16 protein-coding genes are annotated in these 17,914 nt (G+C 32.4%); 11 read left to right on the forward strand and 5 right to left on the reverse strand.

The window, feature by feature from the left end; genetic code table 11:
* From HMPREF3247_RS06785 to ccpA, 5 genes are all read left to right on the forward strand, one after another.
* Positions 1-690 (forward strand): hypothetical protein (locus tag HMPREF3247_RS06785; protein ID WP_070866213.1); only part of this gene is annotated, 690 nt, incomplete at its 5' end.
* Between the two features lie 155 nt (positions 691-845).
* Positions 846-929 carry a hypothetical protein gene (locus HMPREF3247_RS06790; RefSeq protein ID WP_031789490.1) on the forward strand — a complete coding sequence of 28 codons (84 nt, stop codon included), beginning with the start codon at positions 846-848 and terminating at the stop codon, positions 927-929.
* Between the two features lie 460 nt (positions 930-1,389).
* Positions 1,390-2,481 (forward strand): bifunctional 3-deoxy-7-phosphoheptulonate synthase/chorismate mutase, encoded by a 1,092-nt coding sequence (locus HMPREF3247_RS06795; protein WP_000066378.1) that lies wholly within the window; start codon positions 1,390-1,392, stop codon positions 2,479-2,481.
* A gap of 353 nt (positions 2,482-2,834) precedes the next feature.
* A complete protein-coding gene (locus HMPREF3247_RS06800; protein ID WP_001803513.1) occupies positions 2,835-2,948 on the forward strand; it encodes a hypothetical protein in 114 nt (37 codons plus the stop codon).
* A gap of 72 nt (positions 2,949-3,020) precedes the next feature.
* A complete protein-coding gene (gene ccpA, locus HMPREF3247_RS06805; protein WP_000219066.1) occupies positions 3,021-4,010 on the forward strand; it encodes a catabolite control protein A in 990 nt (329 codons plus the stop codon).
* A 97-nt stretch (positions 4,011-4,107) separates the two neighbouring features.
* Here the strand turns inward: ccpA and HMPREF3247_RS06810 are convergent, their stop codons facing one another.
* Together HMPREF3247_RS06810 and HMPREF3247_RS06815 are read right to left on the reverse strand one after the other, a co-directional pair.
* Complete coding sequence (locus HMPREF3247_RS06810) at positions 4,108-5,277, reverse strand: acetoin utilization protein AcuC (RefSeq protein WP_001184007.1); 1,170 nt, start codon at positions 5,275-5,277, stop codon at positions 4,108-4,110.
* Positions 5,278-5,301: 24 nt separating this feature from the next.
* A complete protein-coding gene (locus HMPREF3247_RS06815; RefSeq protein WP_001015996.1) occupies positions 5,302-5,934 on the reverse strand; it encodes a hypothetical protein in 633 nt (210 codons plus the stop codon).
* Positions 5,935-6,102: 168 nt separating this feature from the next.
* Here HMPREF3247_RS06815 and acsA point away from each other — a divergent pair, with 168 nt between their 5' ends.
* Both acsA and HMPREF3247_RS06825 read left to right on the forward strand, forming a co-directional pair.
* Positions 6,103-7,809 (forward strand): acetate--CoA ligase, encoded by a 1,707-nt coding sequence (gene acsA / locus HMPREF3247_RS06820; RefSeq protein WP_000862083.1) that lies wholly within the window; start codon positions 6,103-6,105, stop codon positions 7,807-7,809.
* 439 nt (positions 7,810-8,248) lie between these two features.
* Positions 8,249-9,916, forward strand: a complete 1,668-nt coding sequence (locus HMPREF3247_RS06825) for a formate--tetrahydrofolate ligase (protein ID WP_000149403.1) — start codon at positions 8,249-8,251, stop codon at positions 9,914-9,916.
* Between the two features lie 245 nt (positions 9,917-10,161).
* Here HMPREF3247_RS06825 and HMPREF3247_RS06830 read toward each other — a convergent pair whose 3' ends face one another.
* A complete protein-coding gene (locus HMPREF3247_RS06830) occupies positions 10,162-10,251 on the reverse strand; it encodes a hypothetical protein (RefSeq protein WP_000927785.1) in 90 nt (29 codons plus the stop codon).
* On the opposite strand from HMPREF3247_RS06830, the gene harA reads away from it, so the two are divergent.
* Together harA and HMPREF3247_RS06840 are read left to right on the forward strand one after the other, a co-directional pair.
* Entirely contained in the window at positions 10,250-12,940 is a 2,691-nt protein-coding gene (gene harA, locus HMPREF3247_RS06835) for a haptoglobin-binding heme uptake protein HarA (protein ID WP_070866214.1), read from the forward strand. The genes HMPREF3247_RS06830 and harA overlap by 2 nt on opposite strands.
* Positions 12,941-13,070: 130 nt before the next feature.
* Positions 13,071-13,163 carry a hypothetical protein gene (locus HMPREF3247_RS06840; RefSeq protein WP_001789987.1) on the forward strand — a complete coding sequence of 31 codons (93 nt, stop codon included), beginning with the start codon at positions 13,071-13,073 and terminating at the stop codon, positions 13,161-13,163.
* On the opposite strand, the gene HMPREF3247_RS06845 is transcribed toward HMPREF3247_RS06840, so the two are convergent.
* Positions 13,143-14,048, reverse strand: a complete 906-nt coding sequence (locus HMPREF3247_RS06845; RefSeq protein WP_000184371.1) for a transglycosylase domain-containing protein — start codon at positions 14,046-14,048, stop codon at positions 13,143-13,145. The genes HMPREF3247_RS06840 and HMPREF3247_RS06845 overlap by 21 nt on opposite strands.
* A gap of 381 nt (positions 14,049-14,429) precedes the next feature.
* Here HMPREF3247_RS06845 and tyrS point away from each other — a divergent pair, with 381 nt between their 5' ends.
* Positions 14,430-15,692 (forward strand): tyrosine--tRNA ligase, encoded by a 1,263-nt coding sequence (gene tyrS, locus HMPREF3247_RS06850; RefSeq protein WP_000186029.1) that lies wholly within the window; start codon positions 14,430-14,432, stop codon positions 15,690-15,692.
* A 93-nt stretch (positions 15,693-15,785) separates the two neighbouring features.
* Here the strand turns inward: tyrS and HMPREF3247_RS06855 are convergent, their stop codons facing one another.
* Entirely contained in the window at positions 15,786-17,060 is a 1,275-nt protein-coding gene (locus HMPREF3247_RS06855) for a S1C family serine protease (protein WP_001279338.1), read from the reverse strand.
* Between the two features lie 171 nt (positions 17,061-17,231).
* Here HMPREF3247_RS06855 and HMPREF3247_RS06860 point away from each other — a divergent pair, with 171 nt between their 5' ends.
* A complete protein-coding gene (locus HMPREF3247_RS06860; protein WP_000287588.1) occupies positions 17,232-17,849 on the forward strand; it encodes a lysophospholipid acyltransferase family protein in 618 nt (205 codons plus the stop codon).
* Positions 17,850-17,914 lie beyond the last annotated feature (65 nt).

Here is a 17,914-nt window from a genome sequence, read left to right on the forward strand (position 1 = left end):
TCACAAGAGGCACAAGAGATTCAAGAAGCTAAAAGAGAAGCACAAGCAGAAACAGATAAAAGTGTAGCTGTATCAAATGAAGAATCAAAAGCAGTGGCATTAAAGGTATCGAAAGAAGAGTCACAAGCTGAAAGATTAGCAAACGCTGCAAAACAGAAGCAAGCTAAATTAACACCAGGTTCAAAAGAGAGTCAATTAACTGAAGCGTTATTTGCAGAAAAACCAGTTGCTAAAAATGACTTGAAAGAAATTCCTCAATTAGTTACTAAAAAGAATGATGTATCAGAGACAGAGACAGTTAATATAGATAATAAAGACACTGTTAAACAAAAAGAAGCTAAATTTGAAAATGGTGTTATTACACGTAAAGCTGATGAAAAAACAACTAATAATACAGCTGTTGACAAGAAATCAGGTAAACAATCTAAAAAAACAACACCTTCAAATAAACGAAATGCATCAAAAGCATCTACAAATAAAACTTCAGGTCAGAAAAAGCAACATAATAAGAAATCATCACAAGGTGCAAAGAAACAAAGTAGTTCAAGTAAGTCAACTCAAAAGAATAATCAAACTAGTAATAAGAATTCAAAAACAACAAATGCTAAATCATCCAATGCATCAAAAACGCCAAATGCTAAAGTTGAAAAAGCTAATAGTAAAATAGAGAAACGTACATTCAATGACTAATATTACTAAAATCGTTTAATAATCAATCATAGCAGTAAGCTATGTATTATATTTTTAAAATTTGAATTTCAAAATAAAAGGTAGGCATTCAGGTGCTTACCTTTTTTGATATCATCAGTTTATTTTGAAAGGCAACGCAATCATTCCATGTATTTATGTTGTTTGTAACATCGTTAGATTACAATAGTGATATTGCACATTTTAAGCTGAAGATGGAAAAATATTCGATAATCAAATAAACAATGAATCTTAGAAGGTACAATGACGTTCACTAATTTAAATATAGCTGAATGTGTTGGTGAGTGATGTTCAATATAGATTTATATTAATATACAAAGACAAAGGTTGTTAATTTTTATTAAGCGTTAGGTTGAATGTATGAGAATTTTAGATTTATAATAGAAGATAGAAACGAAAATTTTTCTTAAAAGCAGTAATGTTGACTCAAAATAAGCTATAATAATGACACTTATTTAATTGATTAACATTTGCTAATAAATATCAATATAGAATATAACTTTCCAATAATGACTGAGAAAATCGAAATGTCAGTCTCGAATCATATAATTAGAAAATTGATTATTTTCTGTCAATTTAGGGTTGAACTATACATATGATATTGTTAGAATATTTTTTAACATTATATTTTATTGCTTTAAAGTGGAATATACTTGAAATAATTAGTAGAGGTGAGTAAGGATGAGTAATAAATTAGAATCATACAGAAGTGAGATTGTATCACTGAATCATCAAATTTTAGACTTATTATCTAAACGTGGTGAACTAGCACAAAAAATTGGGGAAGAAAAATTAAAACAAGGTACACGTATCTATGATCCACAACGTGAAAAAGAAATGCTTAACGACTTAATCGATAGTAACAAAGGACCATTCAACGATAATACTATTAAGCAATTATTTAAAGAAATTTTCAAAGCCTCTACAGATTTACAAAAATCTGAAAATGAAAAACATTTATATGTATCACGTAAGTTGAAACCTGAAGATACGATTGTAACATTTGATAATGGGGGCATTATTGGAGACGGCAATAAATCATTTGTATTTGGGCCATGTTCAGTTGAATCATTTGAACAAGTTGAAGCTGTTGCTAAAAACTTACATGCTAAAGGTGAAAAATTTATTCGTGGCGGTGCATTTAAACCACGTACATCACCATATGATTTCCAAGGCCTAGGTGTTGAAGGACTTAAAATACTTAAACAGATTAAAGATAAATATGATTTAAATGTTGTCAGCGAAATCGTAAATCCAAATGATTTTGAAGTGGCTGATGAGTATTTAGACGTATTCCAAATTGGTGCACGTAATATGCAAAACTTCGAGTTATTAAAAGAAGCTGGCCGTACGAAAAAGCCTATTCTATTAAAACGTGGTTTATCTGCTACAATCGAAGAGTTTGTTTATGCAGCTGAATACATTGCTTCACAAGGTAATCAAAACATTATTTTATGTGAACGTGGAATCCGAACTTATGAAAAGGCGACACGTAACACTTTAGATATTTCAGCAGTACCAATTTTAAAACAAGGTACACACTTACCAGTCATGGTAGATGTTACGCATAGTACAGGTCGTAAAGATATCATGTTACCAACTGCGAAAGCAGCATTAGCAGTTGGTGCTGATGGAGTTATGGCTGAGGTGCATCCAGATCCATCTGTTGCACTTAGTGATGCGGGTCAACAAATGGATTTAGATGAATTCCAAGCATTTTATGATGAATTAAAGCCTTTAGCTGATTTATATAACGCTAAAAAGTTAAAATAATATTCCAAGGAAACTATAGACTACTTAACTAATATGTCATGTTGAAGTAGAATATTATCTTTGAATCGACAATTTTAAACTTATAGCCATTCTAAGAGTATATTACTTTTAGAGTGGCTATTATTTTTTGTATAGAAATAAAGGTATACTGCACTTAACGATTGTTATAATACTTCGACACTTGTTCAATTTCACAATTATTAAAGATTATGACTGATAGCAGTAATTAAAATTATAACTATGAATTATCTGTAAAATATAATAGATTCACACATTTGTTACTGAAATGTGAATATTTTTCAACAAATGCAATTGATATTTGAAAAGGCTTTCTCAAAATATTACAATTAAAAATGAAAAAAGTTTATATAAAATTAAAATATATCGTTCGTTATCATTTAGCGGTTGTTTTTATTTCAAGCTTTTCGCTAAATTTTTCCAAACAAAAATATGTTACTGTAAATTAAAATATGGTAAACTATGAAAATGAAATGAAAACATGTTATTATAATGAATAAAACGTTTACAAGGAGGAAATTATGACAGTTACTATATATGATGTAGCAAGAGAAGCGCGTGTCTCTATGGCCACAGTGTCGCGTGTTGTTAATGGGAACCAAAATGTTAAAGCAGAAACTAAAAATAAAGTTAACGAAGTCATTAAGCGTTTGAATTATCGTCCAAATGCTGTTGCTAGAGGTTTAGCTAGTAAAAAGACAACAACAGTAGGTGTGATCATTCCAGATATATCTAATATCTATTATTCACAACTTGCTCGTGGACTTGAAGATATTGCAACAATGTATAAATATCACTCAATTATTTCAAATTCAGATAACGATCCTGAAAAGGAAAAAGAAATTTTTAATAACTTATTAAGTAAACAAGTTGATGGTATTATTTTCCTTGGTGGTACAATTACTGAAGAAATGAAAGAATTGATAAATCAATCATCTGTACCTGTAGTAGTATCAGGAACAAATGGTAAGGATGCACATATAGCATCAGTTAATATTGATTTTACTGAAGCTGCGAAAGAAATTACGGGAGAATTAATTGAAAAAGGCGCTAAATCATTTGCTTTAGTAGGTGGAGAACATTCTAAAAAAGCTCAAGAAGATGTTTTAGAAGGTTTAACTGAAGTGTTAAATAAAAATGGTCTTCAATTAGGTGATACATTGAATTGTTCTGGTGCTGAAAGTTATAAAGAAGGCGTAAAAGCTTTTGCCAAAATGAAAGGTAATCTTCCAGATGCTATATTATGTATCAGTGACGAAGAAGCTATTGGTATTATGCATAGTGCAATGGATGCTGGTATTAAAGTTCCAGAGGAATTACAAATTATTAGTTTCAATAATACACGTTTAGTTGAGATGGTTAGACCACAACTTTCTAGTGTTATTCAACCATTATATGATATCGGTGCAGTAGGGATGCGCTTATTAACAAAATATATGAACGATGAAAAGATAGAAGAACCAAATGTAGTTTTACCTCACAGAATTGAATACCGAGGAACTACAAAATAAATTCACAAAATTAGGCATTCATCTAACGACCCGAATTATATGGGTGTTGGAAGAATGCCTTTTATTTATCTTTTAAAATTGTTGCAGATTAGGTTACTTATTGACGAGTAGATTCGTACCAACTCGCTATATGTAAAGCTAATTTTTTATTTTTTTCACTAATTTCTTTTGTGCGGGGGACATAGGTATAATCATTTAAACGATCTTCCCATCTTTTAGGTAATAATTCAGATGAATAATGTTTCCATTTATTAATCCATTCTAACGGTAAATAACCAGTTTGAATTGGTTGATCAATTAAACTTAAGAATACATGACTCCATGCACGTGGTACGACTCTCCAAATATTGTAGCCTCCGCCACCAAACATAATTACCTTTCCATTCGTATAAGAATCAGCTAAATATTTTACAAAATATGGAATTTCATATAATGAATGTAACGTACAATTTAGATGAGTTAGTGGATCACGATAATGTATATCGACACCATTTACGCTTAGAATAATATCAGGTTTAAAACTCTTTACGACAGGCTCAACTGTTAATTTAAAACACTCCAAAAATGATGCATCTTCTGTATACGGTTCAAGTGGGACATTTACAGTGTGTCCATAGCCGATATCTTCACCGCGTTCAGTATAGTGACCAGAGCCTGGGAATAGAAACTTTCCGGTTTCATGGATAGAATAAGTAGTAACATGGTTATCGGCATAGAAACTCCATTGTGTACCATCTCCATGATGTGCATCGGTATCTATGATTAAAACGCGTTGATTGTATTCTTTAGCTAAGTATTGTGCGGTAATTGCAATATCATTGTATATACAAAAACCACTTGCTCGACCAGGTTGAGCGTGATGCAAACCACCACCTAAGTGACAACCATTTAATACTTTGCCTGACATAATAAGATCTGCTAAAGTTAAAGCGCCTCCAACAATTGTGGCACTATGACGGTGCATATGCTTAAATTGACCATTCTCTTCATCATTTAATCCATATTTCTTAGCCTCATCTTCACTGATAATGCCATGTGAAGCATGCTTAATAGCTTCGACGTAATCATATTTATGAATTAACATTAATTCGTCATCTGTTGCAATTCTAGGTTGTACTATTTGTTCTGGAGACAATAAATTTGCATTCAAAAGTAGCTCTGTTGTTAATTTTAAACGCATTTGATTGAAGGGATGTTGGTCATGAAATCGATATTGTAATAACTTATCTGAATAAACATATGCAGTTTTTGATGAATGTTGTTGCATATAATCCCTCCGATATTCCAAAAATTAAAAGAAAAACCGATTCATATAACGAATATCATCAAACGCTTGTTGCTGTTCTAATGTAATGTTTTTGCCAATTCTTGCCATTAAACAATTAGCTGGATGACTTGTTATTTCTGGATCATCTGTAGCGAATATTTCAAGTCCACCAGTTGCCATTAACCGCTGCATTAATTTTTTATAGTCAAATACATCTAACTTTGAATTTTTTAAATCCCAATGCCAGTAATATTCTGTAGTTATAACGATATAATTCTCGAATTCTGGTGTAGAAAGGCTAAGTTGTATCAGCTTTTCTGCAAGTTGTAATTGCCTAAAATTGATGCTGACTTCAATTGCCCCCAATTCGATTAAATATGGAAGCTTACCTGTAGACCAGCGCTCAATTTCATCAGGATAGTGGAAAGTGACATAACCCACAATGAGTTGATCTTGGCGAGCAACATAAATTCTACCTTCTGGTAATGTTGTAATTTCTAACAAAGCTTTATACTGATCTTCAGCATCTCTAAATGCGGTTAAATGCGCATCGAAAGTAAGCGCTTTCAAATCTTCGTGTGTTAAAGGACCTTCAATAACAAATTGCTTGTCATGAATGTAATAATCTTCGGATTGATACGTCTTTAAATGATTCATATTTTCAACTCCTCAATCGACGTCGTGATTGTATTAAATTCATTATATAGAAAATTTACAATAATTAATACTAGAAAAAGGATAAAAGTAAAAATTTTGAATAATTAGAAATGTTATGTATAATATTGAGAAAGAAAGCGTTTTCACATAACAAAGGGGGAGTTTCAAATGAAAGTCGAAGTTTATAAAGGAGCGCAAGGTAAACATAACCTTAAAGATTATGAAGAAACATATAATACTTTTGATTGGAAAGACGTAGAACAAGCATTTTCTTGGAGTGAAACTGGAAAAATGAACATGGCATATGAATGTATAGATCGCCATGTAGATCAAGGATTAGGGGATAAAATAGCGTTAAATTACAAAGATGAGCACAGAAAAGAATCGTATACTTATAAAGATATGCAACGGTTATCTAATAAAGCAGCGAATGTTTTGTCTGAACATGCAGAAGTTGACAAAGGTGACAGAGTATTTATATTTATGTCGCGTACACCTGAACTATATTTTGCGTTGTTAGGTGTTTTAAAAATTGGTGCAATTGTTGGGCCGTTATTTGAAGCATTTATGGAAAAGGCAGTTGCGGATAGATTAGAGAACAGTGAAGCTAAAGTGTTAATTACTAATAAGGCATTGTTACCTCGAGTACCTGTAGATAAATTACCGAACTTGAAAAAAATTGTTGTCGTAGATGAGGATGTAGAAGACAATTACATAGACTTCATTAGTTTGATGGAAACTGCTAGCGATGAATTTGACATTGAATGGTTAAAGTCGGATGATGGTTTGATTTTACATTATACATCAGGTTCTACTGGGCAACCTAAAGGTGTATTGCATGTTCAACAAGCAATGTTAGTGCACTATATTTCTGGAAAATATGTATTAGATTTACAAGAAGATGATGTTTATTGGTGTACAGCAGATCCAGGTTGGGTTACAGGAACATCTTATGGTATTTTTGCACCATGGTTAAATGGCGCTACAAATTGTATAGCTGGTGGTCGCTTTTCACCAGAACAGTGGTATAGTATGATTGAAGATTTTAAAGTGACGATTTGGTATACGGCACCAACAGCTTTAAGAATGTTAATGAGTGCTGGTGACGATATTGTTGAGAAATATGACTTGTCATCGTTACGTTCGATTCTATCAGTAGGTGAGCCTTTAAATCCTGAAGTTATAAAATGGGCGAAAAAAGTATACGGTTTAACGGTGTTAGATACTTGGTGGATGACAGAAACAGGTGGACATATGATTGTTAACTATCCAACGATGGACGTCAAGCTTGGCTCAATGGGCAAACCATTACCTGGTATTCAAGCTGCAATTATCGATGATGCAGGTAATGAATTACCACCAAATCGAATGGGCAACCTTGCTATAAAAAAAGGCTGGCCATCAATGATGTATCGTATCTGGAAGAATCCAGAAAAATATAAATCATATTTTATTGGAGACTGGTATGTATCTGGTGATTCGGCATATAAAGATGAAGATGGTTACTTCTGGTTCCAAGGACGTGTTGATGATGTAATTATGACAGCTGGTGAACGAGTTGGACCATTTGAGGTTGAGTCTAAATTGGTTGAACACGAAGCAGTTGCCGAAGCAGGAATTATTGGTAAACCAGATCCGGTTCGCGGTGAAATAATTAAGGCGTTTGTTGCACTGAGAAAAGGATATGAACCAACAGACGAATTAAAAGAAGAAATTCGTATATTTGTTAAAGAAGGTTTGTCGGCACATGCAGCACCACGTGAAATCGAATTTAAAGATAAATTACCTAAAACACGGTCAGGTAAAATTATGAGACGTGTATTAAAAGCTTGGGAATTAAATTTAGATGCTGGGGATTTAAGTACAATGGAATAATGACATGAATGTTATTGAAGATTTTTTTCGAAGAATAAAGGGTGACAACATATTTCATGTCAATGTTTAAATAATCGTTTACTTTACGATAAGCAATATAAAGAGCTGTTAACTTGTGTCATATCATTTCGTAGAAAGCATTTGAAAATGATGACATAACAATAATGGCATATCTTTATATTGCTTTTTATTTTTAATATAATCTTTGGAAGATGATTATTTTAAATAATAGAAAAATATAGTTATCAATAGTATCAAACGCTAAAAGTTTTATAATACAAAACTTTAATAAGTGAATTTATTGCAAAAATGAAAGCGCTAACCCGATTTAGTCGACAAGTTTTTAACAGTTCGTTATTATATGAATGTAAGTAAAAATTTCTTAGCTACAACTTACATATTATAAATGCATAAATTAAACAAAAAGGGGCGAAAAAAGTTGACTCATTTATCAGATTTAGATATTGCGAATCAATCAACACTACAACCAATTAAGGATATTGCTGCATCAGTAGGTATTTCAGAGGATGCATTAGAACCTTATGGTCATTACAAAGCTAAAATCGACATTAATAAAATTACGCCAAGAGAAAACAAAGGGAAAGTTGTTTTAGTAACTGCGATGAGCCCAACACCAGCTGGTGAAGGTAAATCAACGGTTACAGTTGGTTTAGCTGATGCATTCCATGAGTTAAATAAAAACGTTATGGTTGCATTAAGAGAGCCTGCTTTAGGACCAACATTTGGTATCAAAGGTGGTGCGACTGGTGGTGGTTATGCGCAAGTCTTACCTATGGAAGATATCAACTTACATTTCAACGGAGATTTCCATGCGATTACAACTGCAAATAATGCATTGTCTGCGTTTATCGATAATCATATTCACCAAGGTAACGAATTAGGAATCGATCAAAGACGTATTGAGTGGAAACGTGTATTAGATATGAATGATCGTGCACTTAGACATGTAAACGTTGGGTTAGGTGGACCTACAAATGGTGTACCACGTGAAGATGGCTTTAATATTACAGTAGCGTCTGAAATTATGGCGATTTTATGTTTAAGTAGAAGTATTAAAGACTTAAAAGATAAAATTAGTCGTATTACTATTGGTTACACTAGAGATCGCAAGCCAGTTACAGTTGCAGATTTAAAAGTGGAAGGTGCACTTGCAATGATTTTAAAAGATGCAATAAAACCAAACTTAGTACAATCAATTGAAGGGACACCTGCATTAGTTCATGGTGGACCATTTGCGAATATCGCACACGGTTGTAACTCAATTTTAGCAACTGAAACAGCACGTGATTTAGCTGATATCGTTGTAACGGAAGCTGGATTTGGTTCAGACTTAGGCGCTGAAAAATTCATGGATATTAAAGCGCGTGAAGCAGGATTTGATCCGGCAGCTGTCGTTGTTGTTGCGACAATTCGTGCGTTAAAAATGCATGGTGGTGTAGCGAAAGATAATTTAAAAGAAGAAAATGTAGAAGCAGTAAAAGCAGGAATTGTTAATTTAGAGCGTCATGTTAATAATATTAAAAAATTCGGTGTAGAACCGGTTGTTGCAATTAATGCATTTATACATGATACCGATGCAGAAGTAGAATATGTAAAATCTTGGGCTAAAGAAAATAACGTACGAATTGCCTTAACTGAAGTTTGGGAAAAAGGTGGTAAAGGTGGCGTTGACTTAGCAAATGAAGTATTAGAAGTCATTGATCAACCTAATTCATTTAAACCTTTATATGAATTAGAATTACCATTAGAGCAAAAGATTGAAAAGATTGTGACTGAAATCTATGGCGGTTCAAAAGTAACGTTTAGCAGTAAAGCGCAAAAACAATTAAAACAATTTAAAGAAAATGGTTGGGATAATTACCCAGTATGTATGGCGAAAACACAATATTCATTCTCAGATGATCAAACGTTGTTAGGTGCACCATCAGGATTTGAAATTACAATTCGTGAATTAGAAGCGAAAACAGGTGCAGGATTTATCGTAGCGTTGACAGGTGCAATCATGACTATGCCTGGTTTACCTAAAAAACCAGCAGCATTAAACATGGATGTTACTGATGATGGTCATGCAATTGGGTTATTCTAATAAATCATGTCAATTGTTTAATAAAGATAAGTAAATAGTTTAATAGACCGGACTGTTGGAGATGCATTATTTCAGCAGTTCGGTTTTTTGCTGTGCTAAAAATAGATTCAATTTGGCGAATCTAACGACAATGTTTGAAGGTGGTTAATTAATGTATATGAAGATAAAAAGTGGGCTTGAAGAATAGGAAAGCGATGCAATGAATATTACATATTAAAAAAAGTTAATAAAATAGGTTGCAATATTTAATTGGGATGCGCTACAATTAACACTAATAATTGATATTGATAATTATTATCAATTAAATATAATCTTATAGGAGTTGTTAACAACATGAACAAACATCACCCAAAATTAAGGTCTTTCTATTCTATTAGAAAATCAACTCTAGGCGTTGCATCGGTCATTGTCAGTACACTATTTTTAATTACTTCTCAACATCAAGCGCAAGCAGCAGAAAATACAAATACTTCAGATAAAATCTCGGAAAATCAAAATAATAATGCAACTACAACTCAGCCACCAAAGGATACAAATCAAACACAACCTGCTACGCAACCAGCAAACACTGCGAAAAACTATCCTGCAGCGGATGAATCACTTAAAGATGCAATTAAAGATCCTGCATTAGAAAATAAAGAACATGATATAGGTCCAAGAGAACAAGTCAATTTCCAATTATTAGATAAAAACAATGAAACGCAGTACTATCACTTTTTCAGCATCAAAGATCCAGCAGATGTGTATTACACTAAAAAGAAAGCAGAAGTTGAATTAGACATCAATACTGCTTCAACATGGAAAAAGTTTGAAGTCTATGAAAACAATCAAAAATTGCCAGTGAGACTTGTATCATATAGTCCTGTACCAGAAGACCATGCCTATATTCGATTCCCAGTTTCAGATGGCACACAAGAATTGAAAATTGTTTCTTCGACTCAAATTGATGATGGAGAAGAAACAAATTATGATTATACTAAATTAGTATTTGCTAAACCTATTTATAACGATCCTTCACTTGTAAAATCAGATACAAATGATGCAGTAGTAACGAATGATCAATCAAGTTCAGTCGCAAGTAATCAAACAAACACGAATACATCTAATCAAAATACATCAACGATCAACAATGCTAATAATCAACCGCAGGCAACGACCAATATGAGTCAACCTGCACAACCAAAATCGTCAACGAATGCAGATCAAGCGTCAAGCCAACCAGCTCATGAAACAAATTCTAATGGTAATACTAACGATAAAACGAATGAGTCAAGTAATCAGTCGGATGTTAATCAACAGTATCCACCAGCAGATGAATCACTACAAGATGCAATTAAAAACCCGGCTATCATCGATAAAGAACATACAGCTGATAATTGGCGACCAATTGATTTTCAAATGAAAAATGATAAAGGTGAAAGACAGTTCTATCATTATGCTAGTACTGTTGAACCAGCAACTGTCATTTTTACAAAAACAGGACCAATAATTGAATTAGGTTTAAAGACAGCTTCAACATGGAAGAAATTTGAAGTTTATGAAGGTGACAAAAAGTTACCAGTCGAATTAGTATCATATGATTCTGATAAAGATTATGCCTATATTCGTTTCCCAGTATCTAATGGTACGAGAGAAGTTAAAATTGTGTCATCTATTGAATATGGTGAGAACATCCATGAAGACTATGATTATACGCTAATGGTCTTTGCACAGCCTATTACTAATAACCCAGACGACTATGTGGATGAAGAAACATACAATTTACAAAAATTATTAGCTCCGTATCACAAAGCTAAAACGTTAGAAAGACAAGTTTATGAATTAGAAAAATTACAAGAGAAATTGCCAGAAAAATATAAGGCGGAATATAAAAAGAAATTAGATCAAACTAGAGTAGAGTTAGCTGATCAAGTTAAATCAGCAGTGACGGAATTTGAAAATGTTACACCTACAAATGATCAATTAACAGATTTACAAGAAGCGCATTTTGTTGTTTTTGAAAGTGAAGAAAATAGTGAGTCAGTTATGGACGGCTTTGTTGAACATCCATTCTATACAGCAACTTTAAATGGTCAAAAATATGTAGTGATGAAAACAAAGGATGACAGTTACTGGAAAGATTTAATTGTAGAAGGTAAACGTGTCACTACTGTTTCTAAAGATCCTAAAAATAATTCTAGAACGCTGATTTTCCCATATATACCTGACAAAGCAGTTTACAATGCGATTGTTAAAGTCGTTGTGGCAAACATTGGTTATGAAGGTCAATATCATGTCAGAATTATAAATCAGGATATCAATACAAAAGATGATGATACATCACAAAATAACACGAGTGAACCGCTAAATGTACAAACAGGACAAGAAGATAAGGTTGCTGATACAGATGTAGCTGAAAATAGCAGCACTGCAACAAATCCTAAAGATGCGTCTGATAAAGCAGATGTGATAGAACCAGAGTCTGACATGGTTAAAGATACTGATAGTAGTGTTGACAAAGATGCGCATCTAAATATTGATCATTCATCAACAAATATGATGAATAACACTCACTTCGATAAGTATGATCTTAAAGAAATGGATACTCAAATTGCTAAAGACACTGATAGAAATGTGGATAAAGATGCCGATAATAGCGTTGGTATGCCATCTAATGTCGATACTGATAAAGACTCTAATAAAAATAAAGACAAAGTCATACAGCTGAATCATATTGCCGATAAAAATAATCATACTGGAAAAGCAGCAAAGCTTGACGTAGTGAAACAAAATTATAATAATACAGACAAAGTTACTGACAAAAAAACAACTGAACATCTGCCGAGTGATATTCATAAAACTGTAGATAAAACAGTGAAAACAAAAGAAAAAGCCGGCACACCATCGAAAGAAAACAAACTTAGTCAATCTAAAATGCTACCAAAAACTGGAGAAACAACTTCAAGCCAATCATGGTGGGGCTTATATGCGTTATTAGGTATGTTAGCTTTATTCATTCCTAAATTCAGAAAAGAATCTAAATAATTAACTAAATATAGCATATGTATGATTAACTTTGTAGACAATGTGAAAGCAATTAATTTATAAACTATTGATTGGTTTAATGGCTTTCCTTTAGAGTAAATAAAAAGAACAGCAGTGAGAAATTTTCTAATTGAAAATAATCTTACTGCTGTTTTTAATATTTGGATTCATTGTTGTGGTTACTTTAAAAAGTGAGCATCAATTAACGCTTTTTTCGATTTAACAAATGTGATTTAATATCATATTTTAATGCGTCGTTGTATTCTTTTTCAGTGATTTGATCTTCGATTAACATACGCTTTAATACATAATGTTGTCTTTGAATACTATATTTCAACTCTTTATCCGATTTTAATGTTCCATCTTTTTCGTAGGGTGTATAGCCATAAGGGCTTTGCAACAAACCGATAAGGTATGCAGATTGTGCAATTGATAAATCTTTTGGTGGAATACCAAACAAACTATATGAAGCGGATGCAATTCCGGAAATATTAGCGCCATTATAATCTCTACCGAAGGGAACTATATTTAAATATGTATATATAATTTCATCTTTTGAGAGTAGGTGTTCTAATCTAATTGCTAGGCGAAGTTCATTTGCTTTTCTACTATATGTTTTTTCGTTGGTAAGAACTTGATTTTTAACAAGTTGTTGTGTAATTGTGCTACCACCTGAACTTTGATCAGTATTAAAAATATCTTGTATCATTGCTCTTAAAATCGCCTTTGGTAAGATGCCATCATGTTTATAAAATAAAGTGTCTTCAGATGACGTTAATGCTTTAATGACATTTGGACTTGATGTTTTAGGGCCTATAATGAGTGAGTTTTGAGAATGGTTATACTCATATAATAAATTTTTGTTATTATGATCTAATAATTCATCGCCAGGTATTTGTCGAACTTTTTTTATTAAAGCATCATCTGATAATGAGTCGGACGTTTTAGTTAAATGATGAAAATATAAAGACATCGCAATCACAGCGATAGCAACGATGGCAATGAAAATCATAAATATAAAAACAATGACATGTTTGATAGCTTTATATATCTTTTCAAAATGATATATACGATGATTCAATTGATGATTGTTGTCTTGATTCGTCATCTTTAACCTCCTAAATTACGTATAGTATACCATATTTAAGCAATTTGACTTTTATTTTAACGTTAATTATAATTAGGGAAAATGCATAAAGAATAGGATAAAAGGACAAGTAATATTATTTGAAATCATCAGAGAGCTAGTGGTCGCTGTGAACTAGTGTTTTTAATAATATGAATACACCTTTATAACTAACATGTCCTACGTTTATTAATGAACGTATCATTAATAGAGTGAACATTATCTTATGATTATGTTTAAGTTTGGTGGTAACGTGCAATCGCGCCCTTACATATTTGTTGTAAGGGTTTTTTTTACGTTCAAAAAACTTTAAAGTATTTTAACAAGTATTCAATAAATAATTATAAATAGGAGGAAATAATAATGACGAATGTATTAATTGAAGATTTAAAATGGAGAGGTCTTATTTATCAACAAACTGATGAACAAGGTATTGAAGATTTATTAAATAAAGAACAAGTGACGTTATACTGCGGTGCCGATCCAACGGCAGATAGTTTACATATTGGTCACTTACTACCATTCTTAACATTAAGACGTTTTCAAGAACATGGACATCGTCCTATCGTTTTAATTGGCGGTGGTACAGGTATGATTGGTGATCCATCAGGTAAATCAGAAGAACGTGTGCTACAAACAGAAGAACAAGTAGATAAAAATATCGAAGGTATTAGTAAGCAAATGCACAATATTTTTGAATTTGGAACAGACCATGGTGCAGTGCTTGTTAATAATAGAGACTGGTTAGGACAAATCTCATTAATTAGCTTTTTACGTGACTATGGTAAACACGTCGGCGTTAATTACATGTTAGGTAAAGATTCAATCCAAAGTCGTTTAGAACATGGTATTTCATATACAGAATTCACATACACGATTTTACAAGCTATTGATTTCGGTCATTTGAATAGAGAATTGAATTGTAAGATTCAAGTAGGTGGATCAGATCAATGGGGTAATATCACAAGTGGTATTGAATTAATGCGTCGTATGTATGGTCAAACAGACGCATACGGTTTAACTATTCCGCTTGTAACTAAATCAGATGGTAAGAAATTTGGTAAGTCTGAGTCAGGTGCTGTTTGGTTAGATGCTGAAAAAACAAGTCCTTATGAATTTTATCAATTCTGGATTAATCAATCAGACGAAGATGTAATTAAATTCTTAAAATACTTTACTTTCTTAGGAAAAGAAGAAATTGATCGCTTAGAACAATCTAAAAATGAAGCACCGCATTTACGTGAAGCTCAAAAAACATTAGCTGAAGAAGTAACTAAATTTATTCATGGTGAAGATGCATTAAATGATGCAATCCGTATTTCACAAGCATTATTTAGTGGTGATTTAAAATCATTATCAGCGAAAGAATTAAAAGATGGATTTAAAGATGTGCCTCAAGTGACATTATCAAATGACACAACAAATATCGTTGAAGTCCTTATTGAAACAGGCATTTCTCCTTCTAAACGACAAGCACGTGAAGATGTTAACAATGGTGCGATTTATATTAATGGTGAGAGACAACAAGATGTTAATTATGCTTTAGCACCAGAAGATAAAATTGATGGCGAATTTACGATTATTCGTCGCGGTAAGAAAAAATACTTCATGGTTAACTATCAATAAATATAATTGCATAGCTAAATAAATTAGAGCCTACTCATATTCATTCCTAAGAATGTAATGAGTAGGCTCTTAATGTACTTTTCTGTCTGTAAATTATCTAAAGAAATCTCTATCGCCTTGGCCAGGTGATTGACGTTCTGATCGGCTTTGACGTTTTGGTTGTTCTTTTTGTTGTTTTAATTTCACTTTAACTTCTTTTGTTTTACCATCACGGATAACGGTAACAGTGACTGATTCACCAGGTTTTTTATTTTCATATAAATAGCTTCTTAAATCAACATCATCTTTAATTTTCTTGCCATCAATTTCTGTAATAATATCACCTTTTTTAAGATCAATATCACTATCAGCTTTGGCGACATAAATACCGTCTTCTCTATCAGTATGAAGTTGCTCGCGCTCTTCTTCAGGAATATCTTTCAAATTAATTAAACCAATACCAATCGAAGGGCGGTCAATTTTACCATGTTTTACAAGTTGTTCAATTGTTACTTTAACTTCATTACTTGGAATAGCAAACCCGATACCTTCAACTTGTGTCGCAGCAATTTTCATTGAGTTAATACCAACTAAATTACCATTAATATCTACTAATGCGCCACCTGAGTTACCTGGGTTAATAGCAGCATCTGTTTGAAGAACGCTGACTTTTGTATTGCCACCAGTTGTCTCAGCGTCAATAGTACGTTCGCTTGCTGAAATGATACCAGATGTTACAGAGTTAGCAAATTGTAATCCTAATGGGTTACCCATTGCGAATACGCTATCGCCAGTTTGTACTTTTGAAGAGTTGGCGAATTGAATCGCTTTAATACCTTTTGTATTTTCAATTTTAAGTACAGCAATATCAGTTACTGCATCTTTACCAACTAATTTCGCTTTAACTTGTTTTTTATTATGTAATTGGACTCTAATTTCATTTGCGCCATCAATAACATGATTGTTTGTAACGATATAAGCTGAATTGTTGTTTATTTGATAGATAACACCTGAACCTACTCCAGCTTCAGATGGTTTAGATGATTTGCCTTTTAATAAGTCGTCTACACTTGATGCTTTTTGCATGTTAATAACTCCAACAATTGTAGGGGAGACAGATTTTATCATTTCATGAACGGTACCGAATTTCTTGCTTTGACCGTCTAATTGATTGCCACCTTTATTATTTGTTGTCTGAACAGTTGAACCATCTTTATTTAAAATTGTACTATTTAATACTTTGCCTATACCAAGTACTAGAAGTGCACCAATAATTCCAGCAATCAATGCAACGATGACTGTTTTAAACCATGGAAATTTAGGTCTTCTGTATCTAGGTGTTTGGCTATGGTTTGTTGTAGAATGATCTGTATGATTAAAATCTGACATACTTAACCTCCATTATATGATTTATATATGCTTTAATTATGTCTTTTTTTTATAATTATTGCTAGTAATACACTATACAACTTTAGATGTATTTTCAGACTATCTTGTTCTAGTAAAAATATAGTGATAAAATCTAGTTGTTATAAACAAATAAGTTAAGTAGGTGGCACAATGTATTCAGTGATTAGTAAGATTTTGAATTTCATTTTAGTTAAAATGTCAAAATCATTATACGTAATCGGTAAAGATAATATTCCTAAGGATAGTAAATATGTCGTAACTTGTACGCATGAAAGTTATAACGAAGTCATTATGCTAGGTATGGCATTATATCCTAATCAAATTCATTATATGGCTAAAAAAGAATTATTCAAAAATAAATGGATTGGTAAATTTTTAACGTCTTTAAATGCATTTCCTGTAGATCGTGAAAATCCAGGACCTAGTACTTTAAAACGCCCAATCAATTTGTTGAAAGATAATAAGACAGTTGGTATCTTCCCAACAGGTTCTCGCACATCGCAAGAAGGTGCACCTTTGAAACGTGGTGCTTCAACAATTGCAATGTTAAGTAAGTCACCAATATTACCTGTTGCTTATGTTGGTCCTACTAAGATTCACGGTCTTTTAACAGGACAAGCATACATAAATATTGGTAAACCAATCGATATTAACGATTTACCTAAAGATTTAAAACGAAACGAGCGTATCGATTATATTACAAAAGAGATTGAAACACGAACAGCAAAGTTACAACAAGAATTGCATGAAATTGTAAAAAGTTTATAAAATAACTTGAGGTAGAAATATAGCTGGTTAGTAAGCCTAGGTGACTATAACGGAGTATCGAAGTA

Source organism: Staphylococcus sp. HMSC36A10 (assembly GCF_001838845.1).
GTDB lineage: Bacteria > Bacillota > Bacilli > Staphylococcales > Staphylococcaceae > Staphylococcus > Staphylococcus aureus.

Excerpts from the sequence above, each read along its gene's own strand:
- harA (WP_070866214.1), top strand. The coding sequence starts at position 10,250 with ATGAACAAACATCACCCAAAATTAAGGTCTTTCTATTCTATTAGAAAA.
- HMPREF3247_RS06815 (WP_001015996.1), bottom strand. The coding sequence starts at position 5,934 with ATGAATCATTTAAAGACGTATCAATCCGAAGATTATTACATTCATGAC.
- HMPREF3247_RS06845 (WP_000184371.1), bottom strand. The coding sequence starts at position 14,048 with ATGACGAATCAAGACAACAATCATCAATTGAATCATCGTATATATCAT.
- HMPREF3247_RS06790 (WP_031789490.1), top strand. The coding sequence starts at position 846 with ATGTTGTTTGTAACATCGTTAGATTACAATAGTGATATTGCACATTTT.
- ccpA (WP_000219066.1), top strand. The coding sequence starts at position 3,021 with ATGACAGTTACTATATATGATGTAGCAAGAGAAGCGCGTGTCTCTATG.
- HMPREF3247_RS06795 (WP_000066378.1), top strand. The coding sequence starts at position 1,390 with ATGAGTAATAAATTAGAATCATACAGAAGTGAGATTGTATCACTGAAT.
- HMPREF3247_RS06810 (WP_001184007.1), bottom strand. The coding sequence starts at position 5,277 with ATGCAACAACATTCATCAAAAACTGCATATGTTTATTCAGATAAGTTA.
- HMPREF3247_RS06800 (WP_001803513.1), top strand. The coding sequence starts at position 2,835 with ATGAAAAAAGTTTATATAAAATTAAAATATATCGTTCGTTATCATTTA.
- HMPREF3247_RS06830 (WP_000927785.1), bottom strand. The coding sequence starts at position 10,251 with ATGTTGTTAACAACTCCTATAAGATTATATTTAATTGATAATAATTAT.
- HMPREF3247_RS06860 (WP_000287588.1), top strand. The coding sequence starts at position 17,232 with ATGTATTCAGTGATTAGTAAGATTTTGAATTTCATTTTAGTTAAAATG.
- HMPREF3247_RS06855 (WP_001279338.1), bottom strand. The coding sequence starts at position 17,060 with ATGTCAGATTTTAATCATACAGATCATTCTACAACAAACCATAGCCAA.
- tyrS (WP_000186029.1), top strand. The coding sequence starts at position 14,430 with ATGACGAATGTATTAATTGAAGATTTAAAATGGAGAGGTCTTATTTAT.
- acsA (WP_000862083.1), top strand. The coding sequence starts at position 6,103 with ATGAAAGTCGAAGTTTATAAAGGAGCGCAAGGTAAACATAACCTTAAA.